Annotated in this window: 23 protein-coding genes; 14 read left to right on the top strand and 9 right to left on the bottom strand. The window is 60.5% G+C overall.

Annotation, left to right across the window (positions count from 1 at the left end):
• The first annotated feature begins 7 nt into the window (after window positions 1-7).
• The 4 genes from AAEO81_RS08515 (at window position 8) to AAEO81_RS08500 (ending at window position 2,188) form a co-directional block, all read left to right on the top strand.
• On the top strand, window positions 8-694 hold the full coding sequence (locus AAEO81_RS08515; protein WP_341962876.1) for an MnmC family methyltransferase: 687 nt from the start codon (window positions 8-10) through the stop codon (window positions 692-694).
• A gap of 59 nt (window positions 695-753) precedes the next feature.
• Window positions 754-1,131, top strand: coding sequence for a YajD family HNH nuclease (locus AAEO81_RS08510; protein WP_341962875.1), 378 nt, complete (start codon window positions 754-756; stop codon window positions 1,129-1,131).
• 112 nt (window positions 1,132-1,243) lie between these two features.
• Window positions 1,244-1,732: an RNA methyltransferase gene (locus AAEO81_RS08505; RefSeq protein WP_166597551.1), complete on the top strand. Its 489-nt coding sequence runs from the start codon at window positions 1,244-1,246 to the stop codon at window positions 1,730-1,732.
• A gap of 84 nt (window positions 1,733-1,816) precedes the next feature.
• On the top strand, window positions 1,817-2,188 hold the full coding sequence (locus AAEO81_RS08500; RefSeq protein ID WP_341962873.1) for a DUF2892 domain-containing protein: 372 nt from the start codon (window positions 1,817-1,819) through the stop codon (window positions 2,186-2,188).
• A gap of 213 nt (window positions 2,189-2,401) precedes the next feature.
• Here AAEO81_RS08500 and AAEO81_RS08495 read toward each other — a convergent pair whose 3' ends face one another.
• On the bottom strand, window positions 2,402-3,616 hold the full coding sequence (locus tag AAEO81_RS08495) for a hypothetical protein (protein WP_341964500.1): 1,215 nt from the start codon (window positions 3,614-3,616) through the stop codon (window positions 2,402-2,404).
• 85 nt (window positions 3,617-3,701) lie between these two features.
• On the bottom strand, window positions 3,702-4,151 hold the full coding sequence (locus AAEO81_RS08490) for a YcgN family cysteine cluster protein (RefSeq protein WP_166597549.1): 450 nt from the start codon (window positions 4,149-4,151) through the stop codon (window positions 3,702-3,704).
• A gap of 282 nt (window positions 4,152-4,433) precedes the next feature.
• Here AAEO81_RS08490 and AAEO81_RS08485 point away from each other — a divergent pair, with 282 nt between their 5' ends.
• Complete coding sequence (locus AAEO81_RS08485) at window positions 4,434-5,027, top strand: nitroreductase family protein (protein ID WP_341962869.1); 594 nt, start codon at window positions 4,434-4,436, stop codon at window positions 5,025-5,027.
• A gap of 258 nt (window positions 5,028-5,285) precedes the next feature.
• Here the strand turns inward: AAEO81_RS08485 and AAEO81_RS08480 are convergent, their stop codons facing one another.
• From AAEO81_RS08480 to AAEO81_RS08460, 5 genes are all read right to left on the bottom strand, one after another.
• Window positions 5,286-6,218: a D-2-hydroxyacid dehydrogenase gene (locus tag AAEO81_RS08480; protein ID WP_341964499.1), complete on the bottom strand. Its 933-nt coding sequence runs from the start codon at window positions 6,216-6,218 to the stop codon at window positions 5,286-5,288.
• Window positions 6,219-6,350: 132 nt separating this feature from the next.
• Complete coding sequence (locus AAEO81_RS08475; RefSeq protein WP_341962868.1) at window positions 6,351-6,644, bottom strand: YcgL domain-containing protein; 294 nt, start codon at window positions 6,642-6,644, stop codon at window positions 6,351-6,353.
• Window positions 6,641-7,774: a ribonuclease D gene (rnd, locus tag AAEO81_RS08470; protein WP_341962866.1), complete on the bottom strand. Its 1,134-nt coding sequence runs from the start codon at window positions 7,772-7,774 to the stop codon at window positions 6,641-6,643. Before rnd ends, AAEO81_RS08475 begins: the two co-directional genes overlap by 4 nt.
• 137 nt (window positions 7,775-7,911) lie before the next feature.
• Window positions 7,912-8,574, bottom strand: coding sequence for a class I SAM-dependent methyltransferase (locus AAEO81_RS08465; RefSeq protein WP_341962864.1), 663 nt, complete (start codon window positions 8,572-8,574; stop codon window positions 7,912-7,914).
• The gene (locus tag AAEO81_RS08460) at window positions 8,567-10,216 is read right to left on the bottom strand and encodes a phosphoethanolamine--lipid A transferase (protein WP_341962863.1); all 1,650 of its coding nucleotides are present in this window, start codon (window positions 10,214-10,216) and stop codon (window positions 8,567-8,569) included. The genes AAEO81_RS08465 and AAEO81_RS08460 overlap by 8 nt, the downstream gene beginning before the upstream one ends.
• A 249-nt stretch (window positions 10,217-10,465) precedes the next feature.
• Between AAEO81_RS08460 and AAEO81_RS08455 the strand changes: the two genes are divergently transcribed.
• Both AAEO81_RS08455 and AAEO81_RS08450 read left to right on the top strand, forming a co-directional pair.
• Complete coding sequence (locus AAEO81_RS08455; RefSeq protein WP_341962862.1) at window positions 10,466-10,810, top strand: toxin; 345 nt, start codon at window positions 10,466-10,468, stop codon at window positions 10,808-10,810.
• Window positions 10,807-11,124 (top strand): helix-turn-helix domain-containing protein, encoded by a 318-nt coding sequence (locus tag AAEO81_RS08450; RefSeq protein WP_166597541.1) that lies wholly within the window; start codon window positions 10,807-10,809, stop codon window positions 11,122-11,124. Before AAEO81_RS08455 ends, AAEO81_RS08450 begins: the two co-directional genes overlap by 4 nt.
• Window positions 11,125-11,236: 112 nt before the next feature.
• On the opposite strand, the gene AAEO81_RS08445 is transcribed toward AAEO81_RS08450, so the two are convergent.
• Complete coding sequence (locus tag AAEO81_RS08445) at window positions 11,237-12,925, bottom strand: NAD-dependent malic enzyme (protein WP_341962861.1); 1,689 nt, start codon at window positions 12,923-12,925, stop codon at window positions 11,237-11,239.
• A 429-nt stretch (window positions 12,926-13,354) separates the two neighbouring features.
• Between AAEO81_RS08445 and AAEO81_RS08440 the strand changes: the two genes are divergently transcribed.
• From AAEO81_RS08440 to AAEO81_RS08410, 7 genes are read left to right on the top strand one after another with little or no spacing between them, the layout of a single operon-like run.
• Entirely contained in the window at window positions 13,355-14,902 is a 1,548-nt protein-coding gene (locus tag AAEO81_RS08440) for a sugar ABC transporter ATP-binding protein (RefSeq protein ID WP_341962859.1), read from the top strand.
• Window positions 14,899-15,861 (top strand): ABC transporter permease, encoded by a 963-nt coding sequence (locus tag AAEO81_RS08435; RefSeq protein WP_341962857.1) that lies wholly within the window; start codon window positions 14,899-14,901, stop codon window positions 15,859-15,861. Before AAEO81_RS08440 ends, AAEO81_RS08435 begins: the two co-directional genes overlap by 4 nt.
• A gap of 1 nt (window position 15,862) precedes the next feature.
• Window positions 15,863-16,909: an ABC transporter permease gene (locus tag AAEO81_RS08430; protein ID WP_341962855.1), complete on the top strand. Its 1,047-nt coding sequence runs from the start codon at window positions 15,863-15,865 to the stop codon at window positions 16,907-16,909.
• A 53-nt stretch (window positions 16,910-16,962) separates the two neighbouring features.
• Window positions 16,963-18,213, top strand: a complete 1,251-nt coding sequence (locus tag AAEO81_RS08425; RefSeq protein ID WP_341962853.1) for a sugar ABC transporter substrate-binding protein — start codon at window positions 16,963-16,965, stop codon at window positions 18,211-18,213.
• Window positions 18,214-18,260: 47 nt separating this feature from the next.
• Window positions 18,261-18,830, top strand: a complete 570-nt coding sequence (locus AAEO81_RS08420; RefSeq protein ID WP_341962851.1) for a hypothetical protein — start codon at window positions 18,261-18,263, stop codon at window positions 18,828-18,830.
• Between the two features lie 16 nt (window positions 18,831-18,846).
• Window positions 18,847-19,764, top strand: a complete 918-nt coding sequence (locus AAEO81_RS08415; RefSeq protein ID WP_341962850.1) for an N-acyl homoserine lactonase family protein — start codon at window positions 18,847-18,849, stop codon at window positions 19,762-19,764.
• The gene (locus AAEO81_RS08410) at window positions 19,754-20,719 is read left to right on the top strand and encodes a 3-hydroxyacyl-CoA dehydrogenase (RefSeq protein ID WP_341962849.1); all 966 of its coding nucleotides are present in this window, start codon (window positions 19,754-19,756) and stop codon (window positions 20,717-20,719) included. The genes AAEO81_RS08415 and AAEO81_RS08410 overlap by 11 nt, the downstream gene beginning before the upstream one ends.
• Window positions 20,720-20,761: 42 nt before the next feature.
• Here AAEO81_RS08410 and AAEO81_RS08405 read toward each other — a convergent pair whose 3' ends face one another.
• Window positions 20,762-21,544: an SDR family oxidoreductase gene (locus AAEO81_RS08405; protein WP_341962848.1), complete on the bottom strand. Its 783-nt coding sequence runs from the start codon at window positions 21,542-21,544 to the stop codon at window positions 20,762-20,764.
• Window positions 21,545-21,724: the final 180 nt, after the last annotated feature.

Here is a 21,724-nt window from a genome sequence, read left to right as displayed (position 1 = left end):
GTTTTTCATGAAACGTTTCGTTCTGCTCGACACCACCCCGATCCCCGACAACGGCGGCGCCCTGTGCCTGTTCGAGTACGGCGAAGATTTCGTGATCAAGATTCAGGGCGGCGACGGCGGCCAGTTGATGAACACGCGCATGCACGGCTCCGAAGATGCGCTGGCGGAAATCCCCTGCAAGAAAGTTGCCTCGCGCTTGCAGCCACGGGTGCTGATCGGCGGTCTGGGCATGGGCTTCACCCTCGCCTCGGCGCTCAAGCACTTGGGCAAGAATGGCGAAGTGGTGGTGGCCGAGCTGGTGCCCGGTGTGGTCGAGTGGAATCGCGGCCCGTTGGGTGAGAAATCGGGCAATCCTTTGCAGGACCCGCGCGCCAAGGTGGTCGTCCAGGACGTCGCGCAGGTGCTGAAAAGCGAGCCTCAGGGTTTCGACGCGATCATGCTCGACGTCGACAACGGCCCTGAAGGTCTGACGCAAAAGGCGAACAGCTGGCTGTATTCAGCGGGTGGCCTGGCCGCTTGCGCCACCGCGCTACGTCCCAAGGGCGTGCTGGCCGTGTGGTCGGCCAGCGCCGACGCCGCGTTCAGCGACAAACTGCGCAAGGCCGGGTTCAAGGCCGAAGAGGTCAAGGTCTACGCCCACGGCAATAAAGGGACGCGGCATACGATCTGGATCGCGGAAAAACTCAAAGGCTGACGCGCGCGCAAAGCGTTAGAATCGCCCCATTGCCCACAGCACACGAAACAGGTGACACCATGAGCTCGGGAACCCCGACCAACACGTCCAAACTCGACCGCATCCTCGCCGATGCTCAACGCGACCGCGAGATGGGGTATCGCGATAAAGCCCTGCGCATGTACCCGCACGTCTGCGGCCGCTGCGCCCGTGAGTTTGCCGGCAAGCGTCTCAGCGAATTGACCGTGCATCACCGCGACCACAACCACGACAACAACCCGCAGGACGGCTCCAACTGGGAGCTGCTGTGCCTGTATTGCCACGACAACGAACACTCGCGTTACACCGACCAGCAGTATTTCTCGGACAGCTCAACCAGCAGCCCGAAAACAGCCAAGGCGACGCACAACCCGTTTGCCGCGTTGGCTGGCCTGATGAAAAACGGCGACGACGCGTAAGCCACGAGCTGCAAGCAAGAGCGGTGCACGTGAGTTCACCGCTCACTGCTTTTTCTTGCAGCTTGCAGCTCGAACCTCGAAACTGCCCTCTTTTTTACGAGCACCCTCCCCCGTGGCCAACAAACGCTATGCCTGCATCGGCTTGTTCAACCCTAAATCCCCGGAAAACGTCGGATCGGTGATGCGTGCGGCAGGCTGTTACGGCGTGGCCTCGGTGTTTTACACGGGCAAGCGCTACGAGCGGGCGCGGGATTTCGTGACGGACACCAAGAAAATTCATCAGGACATCCCGCTGATCGGCATCGATGACCTGAGAAAAATCATCCCCCTCGGCTGCGTGCCTGTCGCCGTCGAGCTGGTGGAAGGCGCCCGTTCGTTGCCTGAATACACCCACCCGGACCGTGCGATTTACATCTTCGGCCCGGAAGACGGTTCCCTCGACAAGGAGATTCGTGACTGGTGCGAAGACGTCGTCTATATCCCCACCACCGGTTGCATGAACTTGGCGGCGACCGTCAACGTGGTGCTTTACGACCGCATGGCCAAGGGCAACAACACCCGCTCCGGCCCGCAATTCGGGCGCGAAACCGACCGCACCTGATCAACGTCCCGCGTCAAACGCATTGAACAGTTTGCCCGCCCGAGAGTCAGCTTTAGGGACCTTACCTTTCATGGAGAACGCATCATGAGCGATACCCCGATCCTTAAACGTGTCGATCGTCAGCTTCACGACCTTCCAGAGCAAAACGTACAGGGGTGGGAGCGCATCGGCTCGCTGGCCGGTGGCGTGTTGATGATGGGCAAAGGTCTGCGCCGTGGCGGCATCTTCGGGTTGGTGCAGTTGGCCATCGGCGGCGCAGTTCTCGCACGCGGCATCACAGGGCATTGCTCGGCCAAATCGCTGCTGGAAAAAAGCCGCAGCGAGATGGACGTGGCCCGCGCACGCATTCAAGAGGCTGGCGCCGAACTGAGCAAGCTGAAAACCAAGGCAGAAGTGGCGGCGGAAGAAGCGGTGGTCAAAAGCATCGATTCGGTGAAAGGGCCGAAGGGCGTTTGATCCAAACAAACTCTCACTGATTCGCGTGTCCCCTGTAGGAGTGAGCTTGCTCGCGATAGCGGTCCGTCACGCGCTGGATTCTTTTCTGATCCGGCCTGATCGCGAGCAAGCTCACTCCTACAGTTCGAGTCGCGTTTGGCAGATGATTGAGGCGGCCTTGAGATCGCTCAAACCCGCAACCAAGCCGCTATGGGGAAATGGGAAAGCCTTTCCTCATTGCAGCAGATTGCTCGCCAGCACCTTCGACGACTCCCCCATGACCCCCGCGCTGATCTGCACGAAGTCCTCAGTGCTCACCGCGCCCATTCGCATCAACCCCTGTGCAATGTCATCCAGCGATTTCTGGTCGTCGGTCTTGCGCCGGATTTCCTGATCCAAGGTCCCCATCAGCAATGCCGCACGGGCCGTCATGGCCGCATCGACCCGCTCGCCGCGCAAGGTCGTTACCTTGCGCCCGACCCGCGTCATGATCGATTGCCAGTCCTGATACCGGTCCTCGCTCATGCCCCCGGCCCGACGCAGCAGCTCGACCGAGTAATACTCGGCGATGCCCGCCTTGATCCAGTCGCTGCGATCCTTGGTGCGAATGCGCGCAAACACCTGCACCAGCTCGCGCAGCAAAGGGCTGGCGCCGCTCTCGCTGATCAGCGGCCGGGTGCTGTTCAGGTAGATCGAGTCGTGACCGGCGCTGGCATTGCGCGCCATGCCGTCCCCCGCGCCGACCACCAGCAGCTTGCCCGGAGTTCGCGGGAAGACGGCCTGCACCTTCGGCCAGACGAACGTCAGCAGCGTCAGGGTTTCCATCCGCCGCATGCCCTGCCCTTTCGGCGCGCTGACGGTGACGTCGGTGTCACCGAGGTGGGCACGGCGATTCACCAGATTGCCTGCCAGCATCCAGCCCGTTGGCCGGTCGAACAGGCGTGACACGTTGTCGATGCGGAAGCGGTTCTTGCCAATGCGCGGCCATGAGCTTTCGACGTTTTTCCAGCCGGTGGGCAGATCGACGGTCAAGCGCGCATGCAAATGCACGCCTTCCTGCTGATCAAGACGGGCGCGGGGCACCAGGTCTTCGCCGCGAAACAACGCCCAGTCAAAGGTCACGCGGCTGTCGTAGCGCGGTTTTTCGGGCATTGCGTCGGCGGTGTGACGATTGATTTTCACACGCCAGGTCAGCGTGGCCTTCCCCGATGCAGGCTTCCACACCCCGCGCCCTTCCGGCCCTGCAATCCATTGGCCATCGGCGGTGAAGTCACTGAAGTAGCCCTTCTGGCCAAGGTTCATGTCCAGACTGCGCACGACGCTGCCCTGCTCCAGCGTCAGGCGCACTTCAGCCTGATCACTCTGCGGCAGCAAGGTGACGTGATAATCGAGATCGACGTTCTTCGCGGCGCTGGCCGGAACAGACGTCGCCAGGCCAAACGCAAGCATCACAGCACACAGCGGCAGTTGATAACGCACGAGTAGACCACTCCTGTTGCGACAGGCTTTTGGATCGGGGTTAGCTCACAACAGCTCAGCCAGCGCGGAAGATCAGGTAATCCTCCCAGTCGTCCTCGGCGACGCTCTTTTCGCTGAGCATCCGGCCTGACTGGGAAATGCGTTGTTTGTGCACTTGCTCCCGATCCCCGCACACCAAGTGGTGCCAGAGCGGAAGGTCCTTGCCTTCGCTGACCAACCGGTAGCCGCAGGTGGGCGGCAACCATTTGAATTCATCGGCCTGACCGGGCGTGAGTTGAATGCAATCCGGCACCAGGGCGCGACGATTCGGATAATCGGTGCACTGGCAGGTGTTCAGGTCGAGCAACTGGCAGGCGACGCGCGTGTAGTAAACGCTGCCGTCGTCCTCGTCTTCGAGTTTTTGCAGGCAGCACAGGCCGCAGCCGTCGCACAGGGATTCCCACTCGACCGGGTCAAGTTGATCGAGGGTTTTGCGCATCCAGAACGGTTCGACTTTGGCGGCCATGATTTCGAAGGAATCGGTATCGGGTGATGAAAAGGCCGCCAGTCTAGTGGCACATGGCACGCGGGCCAAGCGCTGGCGACTGTCGGTACACGCGGGCTTGTCAGCGTCAGGCAGTCGCAGTAGCTTTATGCCCTCGCGAATACGGGCTCCAATCCTTCGCGACACACGCATCAGACTCATCCTGTTTCGACGATGCCTGCCGTCCACGGCCCATCTGATTGATCCCGTTCGCCACGTTCGCTGGCGGGCGGTCACTTCACTTTTTTCAGGACCGGAATTTCCATGAGCGACAACTCCCGCATTGCCGACTACGCCATTCACCCGCAATTCACTGATCGTTGGTCGCCTCGCGCCTTTACCGGCGAGAGCATTCCGCAGGAAACCCTGCTGAGTTTCTTCGAGGCCGCACGCTGGGCGCCGTCGGCGTACAACTCGCAGCCGTGGCGCTTTCTGTATGCACGTCGCGACACCCCGAACTGGGAGCGTTTTCTGAGTCTTCTGGTGGAATTCAACCAAGGCTGGGCGCAGCACGCGTCGGCGCTGGTGATCGTGATTTCCAAGACCACCTTCACCGCACCAGGCGCCACTGAAGAGACGCCTGCGCTGTGGCACACCTTCGACACCGGTTCGGCGTGGGGTCATTTGGCGCTGCAAGCGAGCCTGAGCGGCTGGCACACCCACGGCATGGCTGGCTTCGATCAGGAGAAAACCCGCAAAGAGCTGAAGATTCCAGAGGGCTACGCCATTCACGCAGCGGTGGCGATTGGCAAACTGGGCGATAAATCGACCCTGCCCGAGTACCTGCAAGCCCGCGAAACCCCAAGCCCGCGCCGTCCGGTGGGGGAATTGGCGGCTGAAGGGGATTTCAGTTTGTAAGGCCCTTACAGCCGACGCATTTGTATCGCCTGATCCATCGTTCGCGAATAAATTCGCTCCCACAGTTGGATCGGCGTCAGGCCACAAATATCCTGGCGCCGCGGCTCTCCTGTAGGAGCGAATTCATTCGCGAATAGGCGTTACAGCCGACGCATTTCTGTCGCCTGATCCATCTCTCGCGAATAAATTCGCTCCTACAGGTAGGTCCACGTCAGGCCGCGAACATTAGGGCGCCGACCGTCAGATCAGCCTCCCGCCTCAATACCCCTTCGCGAAATCCACCAATCCGCGCAGCGGCTCACCCGCGTTGAACGCTTTCAGGTTCTCGACGAACAATTGGGTCATGGCCGGTGGCGAGGTCGGCGCGGAGCTGTGGCCGGTCAGCAGCAGGCCCCACGCGGTCCAGAACGGGTGACGTTGCGGCAGTGGCTCCTGACGGCACACGTCGATCACCGCGCCCGCCAGGTGACCTTCCTTCAAGGCATTGACCAGATCGGCATCCACCACCGCCACACCGCGTCCGACGTTGATGAACAACGACGACGGCTTGAATTGGGCGAACAGCTTCGCGTCGTAGATATCGTGGGTCTGCGCCGTGTTCGGCAGCAGGTTGATCACGAAATCCGCTTCGCCCACCAGACGTGGCAAATCGTCCATCGAGCCAACTTCCACGAACGGCGCCTGTACACGGGCAGTCGATGCAACGCCCGACACCTGCACGCCAAACGGCAGCAGGAACTGCGCGACGCTGACGCCAATGTCGCCGGTGCCAACGATCAGCGCCTTGCGCCCCGCCAGGCTATGGCCCATTCGGTCGTCCCACTTGCGCTCGACCTGGCTGACCAGCCGCGCCAGCACTTCGCGCTCATGCACCAGCATGTAAGTCAGGACGAATTCGGCCATCACTTGACCGAAGATGCCCACGGCACGGGTCAATCGATAGTCGCGGTTGAGTCCAGGCGCGAGCAAGGGGGTGACCCCGGCCCAAGTCGATTGCAGCCACTGCGGCTTGTGCCCCTGACGCAGCAGGTTGGCGAGCAAGTCAGGCTGGCCGAGCCAGATCGGCGTATCAGCCGCCATTTTTGAAAGCTCGGCGGAATCGCCGCTGCTCAGCACTTCGAGGTCTGGGGCAGCGTTGCGGAGGAGTTCGGTGTAAACGGGGTAATCGTGTTCGGCGATCAGAACGCGCATGGATTCAAAACTCACAAAAACAGACATGCAACCGCATGGCGTCTGGCCCTTGACGCTCGATCAAAAAAAACAGGCCAGGAACACTTGGCGGTCCGGTAAACCCCTGCGATGACTTGCAGGGTCGAAATTCGGTCAGACCGGGTCGTTGCGGCGCAGCAACTCTTCAGGCAGGTGCTCGATGTACTCATCTTCGGCCGGCGGCATTTGCAGGTGATAGCCCTGCTTTTCCAGGTTCGCCAGCACTGCGTGAATGTCTTCACGGGCCAGCGCGCGCTCCGGGGAGAGAATCAGATCGAACGCGTGATGCGGCTTGCCGAATGCGCTCAGCAGTTCGACCGGCACGCGCTCAAGCGCATCGCTCTTGAGCACATAGAGGTACATTTCATTTCTGCGTGGGCTGCGATAAATGGAGCAAATACGTTTCAAGGCTGTTCTCCGGCGTTGGCCAGGCTGTCGAGCAGCATCTGGCCCATCAATTCGCGGCGCCAGCCACGCAACGAATCGGGCAGTTTATAGGGACCTTCTGGGAAACCGGTCTTGAGCAGGGCTTCGAGCGTCTTCTTGCGCAGCATCAGCTCCGGCGCCATGTCGAGGTGCTCGGCTTGCTGCTGACCAATGGCGCGCAGGCTCTTCAGTACGTTCGACGCTTCAATCGGCAACGGCTCAGGCAAGGCTGGCGGCCACAGATCGGGGGTGACACTGCCGGCTTTTTTGATCAGGTCGAGCAGAAACTCGCCATCCTGACGCACGGTCTTGGGGTGCATGTCTTCAATTTTCGCCAACGCCCCGAGGTTATCGGGCTGGGTCTTTGCCAGCGGCCACAACGAATGCTCACGCAGCACCCGATTGCGCGGCTGATTGCGCAAGCGGGCCTGCTGCTCGCGCCAGGCGCAGAGTTCGCGCAGCACGTTCAACTGGGCACGGGACAGTTTCCACGCCAGCTTGGCGTCTCGATAGACCTCGTAGGGATCGGTTTCCCGCCGCAGGTTGGCGACCAGTTCGGCGCCGTCCTCCAGCACCCAGGCGTATTTTTCATCGGACAAGCGCGGGCGCAGCAGGCTGTAGACCTCGGCCAGGTGCACAGCGTCTTCGGCGGCGTAGCTGATTTGCGTGTCCGAAAGCGGACGTTGCAGCCAGTCCGAGCGGGTTTCGCCTTTGGGCAGCTCGATGTTCAGGACTTCCTGCACCAAGCGCGAGTAGCCCATCGAGAACCCGAGGTTCAGATAGGCGGCGGCGAGCTGGGTGTCGAACAGCGGCGCGGGCAGGCTGCCGGTCAGGCGTAGCAGGACTTCAAGGTCCTCGCTGCAGGCATGAACAACTTTAATGACGTCAGGGTTTTCCAGCAGAGCGGCCAGCGGTTTCCATGCGTTGATCAGCAACGGGTCGATCAGGTAGGCGCGCGACCCGTCGCCGATCTGCAGGAGCGCGGCGATGGGATAGAAGGTATCGACCCGCATGAATTCGGTGTCGAGGGCAACGAATGGCAGCGTCTGCCACTCTGCGCAGTGTCGGGCGAGGCTGTCGTCGTCGCGAATCCAGTGAATATCGATGGCCACACGGCTCTCCCTTGAAGAATGGCGCGCAGTATATATCGCTATGAGCGTTTACCGGGCATCCGTCCTACAAGTCTCGAACAACTTCATCTTCCATGTTTGGCGACGGGTGGGTGAACCGCGACCGTCCATCGGATCGCTCAGCCGTTTTTGCTCAATACGTATACCCGCCACATGGCGTAGCCGGGAAGAAAGTCGTGGTGACCGATGATCCGGAAACCGGCCTCGGCAAACTCTGACTCAATGTCGGCGCGGCACACCACGAAGCGATTGCGCGCGGCAATCGAATCGCCCGAAGCGAGCCTTTGGCATTCTTGACGCTTGCGTCGCCACGCCTTGATGTTGCCGTCCACCCACAGCGCAACAATGGCCGTGTCGCGGGTGACGCGATAGAACTCCTCAAGGATGGCCTGGCGTTTTTCCCGGTCCGCCACGTGATGGAACAGCCGCATGCAAAAGATGCAATCGACCGCGTTCTCGGACAGCCCGATTGAAAACGCCGAACTCTGGAACGTGCGAATCCGCTTGCGCACCTCGGCACTCGACTGCGCTTCAGCGATTTCAAGCATGTCGGTGGAAGGGTCCGCCGCCAGAATCACCCGATTCGAATGCTCGGCCAGAACTGGCCAGAAACGCCCGGACCCAGAGGGCACGTCGAGCACCAGCCCTGGCTCGCCCGCGTCACGGAGCGCCTGACGGGCCAATTGGGCGTCGCGCCAAAGGCTCAAGCGTCTGGCCAAGCCCTGCTCATGGCGCTGCACGTATTGCTGCACCGGGTGCTGGTCGGTGGTGTGTTCACTCATTCGCCAGTACCCCGTCCGTATAAATCCCCCGGCAGCCGGCAAACATGTCCAGCGCCGGGTTATAGACTTGGGTGTGCACTTTCAGCAGGCCCAGCATCGAATGGAACAGATTGTCCTGGCTCAACGGTGCATTGCGTTCTTTTTGCAAACAATGCGTGTTCACCGCAAACGACTGCTGATAGTTGTCGGAGAACCAGGCAATCATCGGTACGTGTTTTTGCTGATCCGGCGCCAACATGTAAGGCGTGCCATGCAGGAACAAGTTGTATTCCCCCAGCGACTCGCCGTGATCGGACAGATACAGCATCGCGGTGTCCACTTTATTCTGGTTGCTGCGCAGAATATCGATGAGCGTCGCCAATACATGGTCGGTGTACAGCAAGGTATTGTCGTACCCGTTGACGATACTTTCCCGAGAGCAATTATTCAGGGCATTGCTTTCACACACCGGTGTGAATTTCTCGAACTCTTTTGGATAACGCTTGAAGTACTCAGGGCCATGGCTGCCCATTTGGTGCAGGACCAACACGGTGTCCTTGTCCAGCGTGTCGATAAAATGCTGCAAGCCCTGCAGCAGAATCTCGTCGCGGCACTCATTATTGGCGCACAACGACGGGTCCTTGAGGTTACTGACATCTTGCAGGGTCACACGATCGCAGGTGCCTTTGCAGCCCGACTGGTTATCACGCCAGATCACGTCGAGACCGGCGCGCTTGAGCACGTCGAGCATGCCCTCCTCGTTCTTCGCCGTGCTCGCGTCGTAATCCTTGCGCCCCATGTTGGAGAACATGCACGGCACCGATACGGCGGTTTCGGTGCCACAGGAGTGAACATCGGTAAAGGTCAGCAGACCGGGCTCTTTCTTCAATTGCGGCGTGGTGTCGCGGCTGTAGCCCAGAATGCCGAAATTCTCGGCCCGGGCACTCTCGCCGACCACCAGTACGGTGAGCGACTTACGCGGGTGTTGCTGCCAGTCGCTGGCCAGTTGCGCGTCCTGGCCGATGCTGACGAACGGCTTCTGCGCGGATTTGATCTGCTCGCTCAGGTAACCCACCGACGCACCGATGTAATTGCTTGGCACCACCATCAGGCGCAGTTCGTGATGGTTGCGAAACAGCGACGCCAGCCCTTGATAGTTCATCAGCGCCACGCCACCGATCGCGCACGAGCAGACGGCACTCACGACCACTTTGCTCAACACTTCGCGCGGCCAGCGACGGTAGTTGACCGGCACCTTCCACAGCACCACGGACGGCACGACACCCAGTGCAAACAGATAAATAAACAGTTTTAACGACAGCAGCCCTTGAACTTCGGTGATGTTGGTTTCCGCGAAGTTGCGAAACATCCCCGAATCGATCATGACCCCGTATTCGCCCATGTAATACGCGACACCCGCGCTGATCATGAATAAAGCGATCAACACCGGTTTCAATACCTTCTTGAACGCAAACAGCGTCAGAAAAATATTAAAGACACAAAAAACCATCACGGCAAACGCGCCACGCAATAATAGCCCCTTACCGTTGAAGTCGGTAATGGTAAACAGGTGCTGCCACAGCGTCAGGTTAAACCCGACCAGCAAAAAAACACTGGCGAGCACGGTCACGAGCTCGGGACGAACTGCTTTTACGTTCAGCATGGAGGGATCTGCGTGCCTGAAAAGAGAATGCCGATCAAAAACGAAAACGCTTCTTCGACATCGCAAACTTTAGGCAGAGGGCCATCAATTTTTTGTGAAAAGGATGAGAACAAAAGGTGGGGTTTGACGGCTTTTTTGTAGGAAGAATCTGCGCAACAGATCGTGGCAAAAATCTGAATGAGAGAGCGTTGGCTTGGGGGTAAGGTAGCGGCACTCACTCACAACCATAATCGATTTGCGTATATTTCTATGGATGCTGTATTTTTTGAAACGTCGGCTTTCAGCTGCCTCCGTCCCGACTATCTGGACGAAGAGGCTTATCGCACACTTCAGCTAGCGTTGATGGCAAACCCTACCATGGGGGATCTGATGCCGAGAACCGGAGGATTCCGGAAGCTGCGCTGGCCGGATTCGCGAAGAGGAAAAGGCAAACGGGGTGGGCTGAGAATGATCTATTACTGGCTGCTCAGTGACGGGCAATTCTGGATGTTCTCCATCTACGACAAGGACGAGCTTGAGAAACTGTCTTCCGATCAAGAACGGCAATTGAAGGAAGTCATCCTCTCGGAACTGAAGAAACGAGGCACGCAATGAGCAAAAAACGCGATCTGTTCGCAGAGATGATGCAAGGGGTCGAGGAAATGGCCGCGCATCGACAAGGAAAAATTACCCTGCGTAGCGATACGTTCCTGGAAAAACCAGCGCCAGACGTTTCGGCTCAGGAAATCATCGCTCTGCGGGAGCGCTTGCACATGTCGCAGAACGTATTCGCCAGACGCATTCGCACCAGCGCCAGCACACTGCGTAACTGGGAGCAAGAGAAGTCCAGGCCTAACGCCCAGGCGGCGCTGCTGATCAGGCTGGTCGATAAATTCCCGGACATGGTTGATCGCCTCAACGCGGTCTGAACAAAAAACCGCCCTACGTTGCCGTGGGGCGGTTTCAGATCCACCGCTAATCACGTGCAGAAGCCGCCAAGGCGGCGTCGACAGTCACGTTCTCCAGCGAGGCATGCCTCGCTTACACCGCGCTACGACGATAGCTACGGTAGTTCGGCATCCAGAAGTTACGTTCGATGGCGTCCACCAGCATTTCTTCGGTGGTTTCCAGCGCGACGTTTTCGGCTTGTGCCTGTTTGGCCACGGCCAGGGCGATTTTTTTGCTGACGGACTGGATTTCCTTCAACGGCGGCAGGACCGCGTCGCCTTTGCCGGTGACCATCGGCGAGCATTCAGCCAGTGCATTCGACGCGGCCATGAGCATTTTGTCGGTGATGCGCGTGGCTTTGGCCGCGATGACGCCCAGGCCGATGCCCGGGAAGATGTAGGAGTTGTTGCACTGCGCGATGTGGAACGTGCGATCGCCTACAGTCACAGGCGCAAACGGACTGCCGGTTGCGACCAGTGCGTCGCCGTTGGTCCAGGTCAGGACTTCCTGCGGGGTGACTTCCACTTTCGAGGTCGGGTTGGACAGCGGCATCACCAGCGGCTTGGCGCAGTGTTTGTGCATTTCGCGGATGATCTGCTCGGTGAACAGACCGCGCTGGCCCGACACGCCAATCAGCACGGTCGGTTTGCCGTTGGTGACCACGTCCAGCAGTTCAGGGTAGCCCGAACCACTCGACCAGCCCGTCACATCACCTGCTTTTTGCGCGAGGTTTTTCTGGAAGTCCAGCAGGTTGTCCATGCTGTCAGTCAGCAGGCCGAAACGGTCAACCATCATCACGCGCTTGCGCGCTTCGGCTTCGCTCAGGCCTTCGATGACCATGGCCGCGATGATGTGCTCGGCAATGCCGCAACCGGCGGAACCGGCGCCCAGGAACACAACGCGCTGTTGGCGCAGGGTTTCGTTCTTGGCCTTGCACGCCGCGAGCAGCGTACCTACGGCCACCGAGGCGGTGCCCTGAATGTCGTCGTTGAAGCAGCACAGCTCGTCGCGGTATTTCTCCAGCAACGGCATGGCGTTGGTCTGGGCGAAGTCTTCGAACTGCAACAGCACGTCAGGCCAGCGACGCTGGACGGCTTCGATGAACAGCGCGATGAAGTCTTCGTATTCTTTGCCGGTCACGCGCTTGTTGCGCCAGCCCATGTACATCGGGTCGTCCAGCAGTTCCTGATTGTTGGTGCCCACGTCCAGCACGATCGGCAGGGTGTACGCCGGGCTGACGCCGCCACACGCGGTGTAAAGCGAAAGCTTGCCAATCGGGATGCCCATGCCGCCGATGCCCTGGTCACCCAAGCCGAGAATGCGCTCGCTGTCGGTGACCACGATGATCTTGATGCGGTCTTTCGTCGCGCTGCGCAGGATGTCGTCGATGCGGTCGCGATCCGGGTAGGAAATGAACAGACCGCGGTGAGTGCGGTAAATCTTGGAGAATTCCTGACACGCCTGACCCACGGTCGGGGTGTAGATGATTGGCAGCATCTCTTCCAGATGCGAGTCCAGCAGGCGGAAGAACAGGGTTTCGTTGTTGTCCTGGATCGACCGCAGGTAAATGTGCTTGTCGAGATCGCTGGCGCACTGCTGGTATTGGCTGTAGGCGCGGGTCGACTGTTCTTCGATGGTTTCAACGTTTTGCGGCAGCAGGCCGATGAGGTTGAAATCCACACGCTCTTGCGGCGTGAACGCGCTGCCCTTGTTGAGGAGTGGCATCTCCAGCAACGACGGGCCAGCGTAGGAGATATACAAAGGTCGCGAGGTCTTGGTCATCAGTAATCGCCTTTTCTCTATTTGCTCTGTCAATACGGGCTCGAAAGGAAACCCCGGAGGTCGGTTTTTCACGACGCTCGACGCAGGTTCCGTCCGAAAAATGGGGGGAGATGAAAAATCAGGGTGCCTATCTTACTCGTCTCGGCGCAATTGCGACATTTTGTCGCTTGAACGATGACCAAATGATGGCGCAGCACGATGGCAGTTGCCCAGTGAAACCCTTGTCAGGAACCCTGAACACTGATCGGCCGCCAATGCGTCCGAATATTCTTGACCACTTCGAGAGGTTGCTCCTAGACTCCGATGCATGCGTATGCAAACCCCTTGCAATCCGGATTGCGACGCAGACCACCACAGCGCGAACCCGCTGACTTCAGCGGTCGGGCGCTGTCCGGATAGAACAATAAAAAAAAACAGCAGGTGATGGCGATGCAGGCGTCCGAACACCCTCAGAATCCGATATTGCAGGTCGAAGGCCTGTGCAAGTCTTACGGACCGACCCACGCCCTCGGCGGCGTCAGTTTTCAGATCTATCCGGGCGAGGTGCACGCGCTGCTCGGCGAAAACGGCGCGGGCAAGTCCACGCTGGTGAAGATACTCACCGGCGTCGTGACGCCGAATCAGGGGACGATGCAGTTCGACGCCCGCCCCTACGCGCCCCGCTCCATTCTGCAGGCCCGCGCCAACGGCGTGACCACGGCCTTTCAGGAACTCAGCCTGCTCTCCAACCTGACCGTCGCAGAAAACCTCGCCTTGCCCAAGCAGCGCAAAGGTTGGGCAGGTTTGAACTCCAGGTCACGAAACACCCAGGCGGCCCTCGACACATTGACCGCGTTCGGGCTTGGCGAGCTGGACCCGACCCTGCTGGTCAGCGAATTGTCTTTGGCCGATCGACAGCGGCTGGAGATCGTCAGAGCCCTGAGTCACCGCCCTTCCCTGCTGATCCTCGACGAACCGACCGCCGTGCTGCCCTCCACCGACTGGCTGTTCGACCTGATCCGCAAGGAAACCGCCAAGGGCACCGCCGTCCTGTATATCTCCCACCGCCTCAACGAAATTCGCCAGTTGTGCAGCCGGGCCACGGTGTTGCGCAGCGGGTGCAGCATTGGCACCACCGACCTTCAACACACCGACGACGCGAAGATCTTCGAAATGATGGTCGGCCAGCGCATGGCCGCCACGGCCAGGAACGCCAGCCTGAGCGCGTCAGAAGCTTCACGGCAGAGACCGAGACTTGAGGTCGCCGGGCTGGATGCCGGGATGGTCAAGCACCTCAATCTCAAGCTTTACCCCGGTCAAATCGTCGGCGTGGCCGGTCTCGACGGACAGGGTCAATGCGACCTTTTTCACGCCTTGTACGGCCTGATTCCCAAGCGCGCAGGAGAGATCAAGGTCGACGGCAAGCCCGCCACGATCAGCTCCCCGTCCGATGCCCTCGCGGCGGGCATTCAGGTCGCGCTGTTGCCCGAAGAGCGCAAGACCCAAGGCATCTTCGCCGACTTGGCCGTGCGCTCAAACATGGCGGTATCGGCGCTGGATCGCATCGGCTGGATGGGGCTGGTGTCGCGCAAAAGCGAACGTCAACTGGCGACTCACGTGGCCGGTCAGGTCGATCTTCAAGAGCGCTATCTGGATTTCCGCATCAACGAGCTGTCCGGTGGCAATCAGCAGAAAGCCCTGCTGGGACGGGTGCTGCTGACCGGGGCCAACACGCTGCTGCTGTTCGACCCGACAAGGGGCGTCGATGTCGGCACCAAACAGGCCCTTTATCTGGCCATCGAAGATTTCGCGCGCAAAGGGGGCGCGGTGCTTCTTTACTCTTCCGAACTGGCCGAGCTGGTGCGCTTGAGTGATCGCTGTCTGGTGATCTACGAGGGCCGGATCGCGGCCGAACTCGAAGGCGAGGCCATTGAGGAGACCCGTCTGGTCGCCGCCGCGACAGGGCACCGCCGACACGGCGAAGGAGAAGCGGCATGAGCACACTGTCTTCCCGCCTCAAACGTTTTTCCAAAAGCGGCGCTGGCACGGCGGCGCTGCTGTATGTCGTGCTGTTCGTGGCCTACGCCAGCGTGGAGCGCAGCGCATTGAGTGTGTCCGCGTTCAGCGATCTGGTGAACAACGCTTCGCCGCTTGCGATTGCCGCCGCGGGCGGCACGCTGATCGTGCTGCTGAAAGGGTTCGATTTGTCGGTCGCGGGGGTGATCTCGCTGGTCAATGTGATTCTGGCGAGCTACCCGCTGGAAGACGCGACGGGCGCGTTGGTCAGCCTCGGAATCGCCCTTGGCATCGGCGCGCTGGTCGGTTTGGTGAACGGTGTGCTGGTCGCCTACGGCCGCTTTCAGTCCATCGCCGTGACGTTGGCGACGATGATCATGACCGGCGGTCTGGCGCTGGTGATTCTCGACGCACCCGGTGGCTCCGTCGCGGAATGGCTGAGCGAAACGTTGACCGACACCGTCGGCGGCATTCCGGTGTCCGGGCTGGTGCTGCTGGCCGTCGTCGCACTGTGGGCCCTGTTACGCAAGACCAATTTCGGCGTCGCACTGTACGCCGTTGGCCAGGACGAGCATGCCGCCGCGCTGTCCGGCATTCAGGTGCAACGCACGCGCTGCCTGGCCTTCGTCATCGCAGGCGCCCTCTATGGCCTGAGCGGCTACATGCTGTCTGCGCAAACCGCGACCGGCAACCCGAATGCAGGCAACACGCTGTTGCTCCTGACCTTCGCCGCCATCGCGTTGGGCGGCACGTCGTTTCGCGGCGGCATGGGCGGGCTCACCGGCAGCATCATCGGCGCGGCGAGCTTGATGTTGTTGCAGAAGCTGCTGTTCTCCATCGGCGTGCAGTCGTTCTACATCGGCCTGCTGCAGGGCATCGTCATGATCGTCGCAGTCAGCCTGATGAACGCCGGCGAATGGTTCAACCTGCGGAGGACGTGACATGACCAGCGCACGAATCGAATCGACTGACACCCGACAGGCAGCCCCCGTGAACGACGTCGCCACCGACTATCGCAAGTCCTCGCGGGTCTCCCGTGAAACCCTGAACATCGTCGGCGTTTTCATGCTGTGCGTGCTGGCACTGCTGGCGGCGAAATGGATCAACCCCAACGCAGGCGGTTACCAGCAACTGGAGACGATCCTGATCCTCTGCTCGTTTCTGGTGGTGGTTGCCTTTGGACAAGGCCTGGTGGTGCTGATTGGCGGGCTCGATTTGTCCATTCCTTCGGTCATCACCTTGGGCGGCATTCTGACGGCGGTGTGGGTCGGTGCTGACGGCGGTGTACTCAAAACCTGCGCGGTGCTGGGCGTCTGTGCGGTGGTCGGGGTCGTCAACGGGCTGGGCATCGGCGTGTTCAAGGTCCCGGCGTTCATCATGACCCTGGCGATGGGGATCATCGTGTACAGCCTCTGCCTCGGCGCCACGGGTGGTTCGCCCAACGGCGTATCGCCTAAGGCCTTCACCTGGCTCATGAGCGGTCGTGTGGCGGGGATTCCGGTGATCGTGCTGTTCACGGTCGTCGGCGCCGTGATCGCCTTCATCGTGCAATCGCGCACCCGCTTTGGCACCCGGCTTTACGCGCTTGGCTCCAACCCGACCGCCGCACGTTTCGCCGGGCTGCACACCTTGCGCCTTACGGTCATGACGTACGCGTTGTGCGCCGTGCTCGCAGGCATCACCGGCATGCTGCTGGTGGGGTATTCCAACGGCGCGACGTTGCGCATGGGCGACCCGTATCTATTGCCCTCCGTGGCGGCCGTGGTGATCGGCGGATCGTCCATCAGCGGCGGTCGCGGCAGTTTCGTCGGCACCCTGGCCGGTGCCCTGCTGCTCACCATCCTGGACATGATCATCTCCAGCCTCGGGTTTTCCCAAGGCTGGAGGACGGTCATTTCCGGGGCAATCATCCTCTTGGCCATTCTGCTCCAGCACGAAGGTGCGATGGACTGGCTGCGCTCGCTGAGGCACTCCAAACGCAAGACCTGAACGACCTTCACCGAATTTCATAACGGCTAACAACAACCAAAAGGCGGATGAAAATGAAGAGAGCACGTGAATTCAAGGTGTCCCGGCTGCGCGGCAAAATGACGGCGCTGCTCGCCGGGGTGATCGCTCCGTTGATGCTCGGAGCGATGCCGATGACGGCGAACGCGGCGGTGAAGGATCATTACATTATTTACCTGAGCCTCAGCTACAGCGGCAACGCCTGGCAATCCGAAGCGGCGAACCTGGTGAAGGCGCTGGCCAAGACCCCGCCGTACGACAAAATGGTCGAGCTGCGCGAGGTCATTTCGGGCACCGACGTGCAGGCGCAAATCTCGGCCTACGAGAGCATGATCGCGGCAGGCGCCGATGGCGTGGTGAGCTTCCCGGTCTCCCCCACCGCGCTGAACCGAACGGTCAAACGCGGCTGTGAAAAAGGCACCCTCTTCTACATGTATGACGCCACGGTCACCGAGCCGTGTGCGTACAACGTCAGCTACATCACCGCCGGTTTCGGCGAAAACACCGCTCAGGCACTGGTCAACGAACTGCATGGCAAGGGCAAGATTTTCCTGAGCCGTGGCGTGCCCGGCAACTCGGTGGACAAGCGTCACTACGACGGCGCAATGAGCGTGTTCAAGAAATACCCCGGCATTCAGATCGTCGCCGAGTATTACGGCTATTGGGACGACCGCACCACCCAACAGGAAACCGCCAAGGCCCTCGCCGCGCACCCGGACGTCGAAGGCATCTGGGCGCAGGCGGGCGAGAACGGCGCGCTCAAAGCGCTGCTCGCGGCCAATCACAAGTTGGTGCCGATGACCGGTGAAAACTCCAACGGCTTCCGCCTTGGCCTGGCCAATCCCGACTATCAAGCCAAAGGGCTGCGCGGCGTGTCGTCCGGTTCGCCACCTGCGGCAGCCGGCCTCGCGTTCAAGCTGATGATGGAACAGCTGCAAGGCAAACGTGAGATGAAAGTCCACAACATCGAGTACGCGCTGCCCTGGGTGCCGGCCGACAAAGTGACCGTGTGCAAGGGCGACAAAGTGACCCTCGAATGCAACGCGCTGGCCGAAGGCAAGGTGCCGGATTCGTTCGTGACCGAAGTGTTCGACCAAACGTTGCTGCCGGAGATTTCCTTGCAGTCCGCCACCGACGGGATTCCTACGCCGGGCGCGACCATTCAGCCGTTGCCTGAAGACGCCGCACGCGCCGCCGCCAATGAGCCGGGCATCAACTGCGCCAAATGCGACGCGCCGCAAGGGCTGTATCACCTGACCAAAACCAAGGCGTTCGACGCGCAGTGAACGCATGCGTGCCTGAGCCTTTGGGCTCGGGCCATGGGAGGGAACACATGACATTGACGCTCAACTCGACCCGTTTCGGCCTCGCTCGACACGCCTACAAAGACGCCGAGCGCAGCAACTCGGACGCCATCGGCATCGGCATTCGGCTGGATGAATGGGTGGCCTACTGCGCGCAGATTCGCCCGTACTTCGACCAGCTCAACGGCATCATCGGCCAGTTGGGCGGGCTGCTGATTCTGGGCCAGGCGCGAAGCTGCTTCGAAGCGTATTACAACCTGGCGTCCACGCCGCTGGAGCAGATCGAGGACTGCCGTTGCAGCCTGCTAACAATTCACCCGCCCGCCATGGCGACCGAACACTACCGGCATCTGTCGAAGGCTGCCGCCCACGTGGACGACATCGCCCGCTCCTTGCGCCGAACCGTCAACAGCCCCGAACAATTGCGCGACGAAATCCCACGCATGGTCAAGGCGCTGGAGGCAGCGTGTTCGATGCTTCGGTGCGCCGCCGACCCGGAAACCCGCCTTCAAACCGTGGACTTCGCAGACGGCTGCGCCTGCTGCATTCCGCTGCAAGCCTTGAGTAACGCTGAGCAACCTCTTCCGTTCACCCCATAAAAACAACAGGTGACTTATGCCAGGCAATGCTTATTCCATCTGGGTGCTCGAATACAGCGCCGTCGAGCTTTATCCGGTCAGTGGCATCATCTTCGGTGCGCACAACCAAGGTACGCGCAAACTGCCCTACTGCTACGTGCTGATCAAAGGCCATGGCCGCACGATCATGATCGACGTCGGCTACAACAGTAAGGATTACGGCGCCTACCTTGAAAAGAAATTCGGCGTCGGTAACTGGCACTCGCCCACTGAAGTCCTCGCTCAATGCGGCGTGACGCCGGAGGAAGTGGACACGGTGATCCTCACCCACGCGCACTTCGACCACCTTGGCAACACCGATGCCTTCCCCAATGCGACCTTCTACATTCAGGAAAAAGAGCTGGCGAAGTGGATCTGGGTAATGTCACTCCCGCAAGGCCATCAGCACTGGATGATGATCGCCACCGATCCGTCTGACGTGCTGCGCGCCGTCACCCTCGCCAAGGACGGGCGCTTGCGCTGCGTGGATGGCGACATGGCCGACTTCCTGCCAGGCATTGACTTATACGTCGCCTACGACAGCCACACGTTCGCCTCGATGTGGGTGCATGTGCGTAACGACCTGGCCCGTGAATCCCAAGATTCTTACGTGCTGGCCGGTGACCTGGTCTACAGCTACGACAACTTCCTCAAAAACGCTGAAATCGGCAACGGCGAAGTACGCGGCGAGCTGGCGATTACGCCGGTGGGCCTGGCGTCAGGGAGCCAGGAAAATCTGGTGATGGCCACCGTCGCGATGCTCAACGTCGTCGATCAGGACTTCAAACGCTTGATCCCGATCCATGAAGAACGCCTCAAGGATGTCTACCCGTCCCGCCTGACGCCTCAGGGCCTGCAGGTCACGGAGATCTGCCTGGGCGACCAACAGCTGTCAAAGGTGAACAATGAAGCATGAACTTGAAACCCTGACCCAAGGCCGTCCCGTCGCCATCGTCGGGGCCGGTCTGGTCGGTTCCGGCTGGGCGCTGCTCTTCGCCCGGGCCGGATTGGCGGTACGGATCTACGACGCCAACCCGGCGATTTCCAACGCCGCCGTGCCGCTGATCGAACAGCAGATCGGCGACCTCACGGCCCACGGTTTGCTGAGCGAACCGGCCGACGCGATCCTGGCGCGGCTGACCGTTTGCGACAGCCTGGCCCACGCCGTTGAAGGCGCGGTCTACGTGCAGGAATCGATACTCGAACGCACCGACGTCAAACGCGCCCTGATGCTCGAACTGGAGGCCGTGGCCGCGCCAGACCTGATCATCGGCAGCTCGACGTCAGGCATTCCTGCTTCAGCATTTGCCTTGGGTTTGAACATCACGCCGAGGGTCGTGATCGCCCACCCCGTCAACCCGCCGTACCTGGTGCCCGTGGTGGAAATCGTGCCCTCCCCGGAAACCGCGCCTGAGGTCGTCGCGTTCACGGCCGCGCTGATGGATGCCGTGGGCCAGAGCGTGGTGCACGTGCGCAAGGAGGTCGACGGCTTCGTGCTCAATCGCCTTCAAGCGGTGCTACTGCGGGAAGCTTGGGCGTTGGTGGAGGATGGTGTTGCGAGTTGCGAGGACATCGACAAGACGGTGCGCGACGGCCTCGGCTGGCGGTGGTCGTTCATGGGCCCATTCGAAACGATTGACCTGAACGCCGTCGGCGGCGTGGCGGATTATGCGCAACGACTGGGACCGCTCTATCGCGGCATCGCCGATTCGCGCACCCATGAACGGGAGTGGAGCCCTGAGCTGATCGCGAACATCGAAGCCCAGCGCCGCGAGTTTCTGGCACACGATCAGCTTGAAACGCGGCGGGCGTGGCGTGATCGCGCGCTCATGGCATTCAGCGCCCAGCGGCGGACGTTCGAGCGCGACTGAGGTTATCGCCACCCCTCTTTCAAATGAGGGGTGGCTCACCGGTCATTGCGCTGTCCAGCCGCCGTCCACTTTCAGGGACGTGCCGGTGACCATTCGTGCCGACGGCCCGGCGAGGTACAGCGCCGCGCCGATCACGTCTTCCATCTTCGCCATGTGCCCCATGGGAATCTTCGAGACCAGAAACGCTTCCTTCTCGGGGGTGTCGACGATCTTGCGCACCATCGGCGTGTCCACGAACGTCGGGCACAGCGTGTTCACCCGAATGCCACGGTCCGCCAGCTCGACGGCCATGGCCTTGGTCAGCCCTTCCACCGCATGCTTGGTCATGCAATACACCGTGCGGTTGGGCGAACCGACATGGCCCATTTGCGAAGAAATATTGATGATTACGCCGGTGTCCGGCCCGGTGTTCTCCAACATCTTGCGCACGGCGGCCTGGGCGGTGACGAAGCAGGCACGGACGTTGAGATCGATCACCGTATCCAGGTGCTCGTCGGTAACGTCCAGCATCGGCTCAGGGAAGTTGGTCCCGGCGTTATTCACCAGAATGTCCAGCTTGGGAAGCGCGTTGATCACCGCGCGAATCGCGGCGCGGTCGGTGACGTCGCACACCACCGTCGTGACCTTCCCACCCCTACCGCGGATGACCTCGGCGACCTGATCAAGATTGCTCTGGGTCCGGGCCACCAAGACCAGCTCAGCACCCGCAGCGCTGAACGCCAGCGCGGTTCCGGCACCAATGCCTGTGCCAGCGCCGGTGATCAAAGCAACTTTGCCGTCCAGCCGAAAGGACGGCATGCCCAACGTTTCGTATTCATTTGCCACAGTCTTGTCTCCGGCAGGATTTGTTGCAGGGCTGATTGCATACGTATTCAGCGCAAATCTTAAAAGAGTTTTCTGCGCTTTGACAGAGACCCATGCCTCAATTGTCATGGTTATCCGGCAGTGTGCGGCACAGCTGACAGACCGTTGATGCCTGCTCAACTGAACACAAAATATTTCAAG

Source organism: Pseudomonas sp. RC10 (assembly GCF_038397775.1).
GTDB classification, from domain to species: Bacteria; Pseudomonadota; Gammaproteobacteria; order Pseudomonadales; family Pseudomonadaceae; genus Aquipseudomonas; species Aquipseudomonas bambusae.
This window is presented reverse-complemented; position numbering and strand designations above follow the sequence as displayed.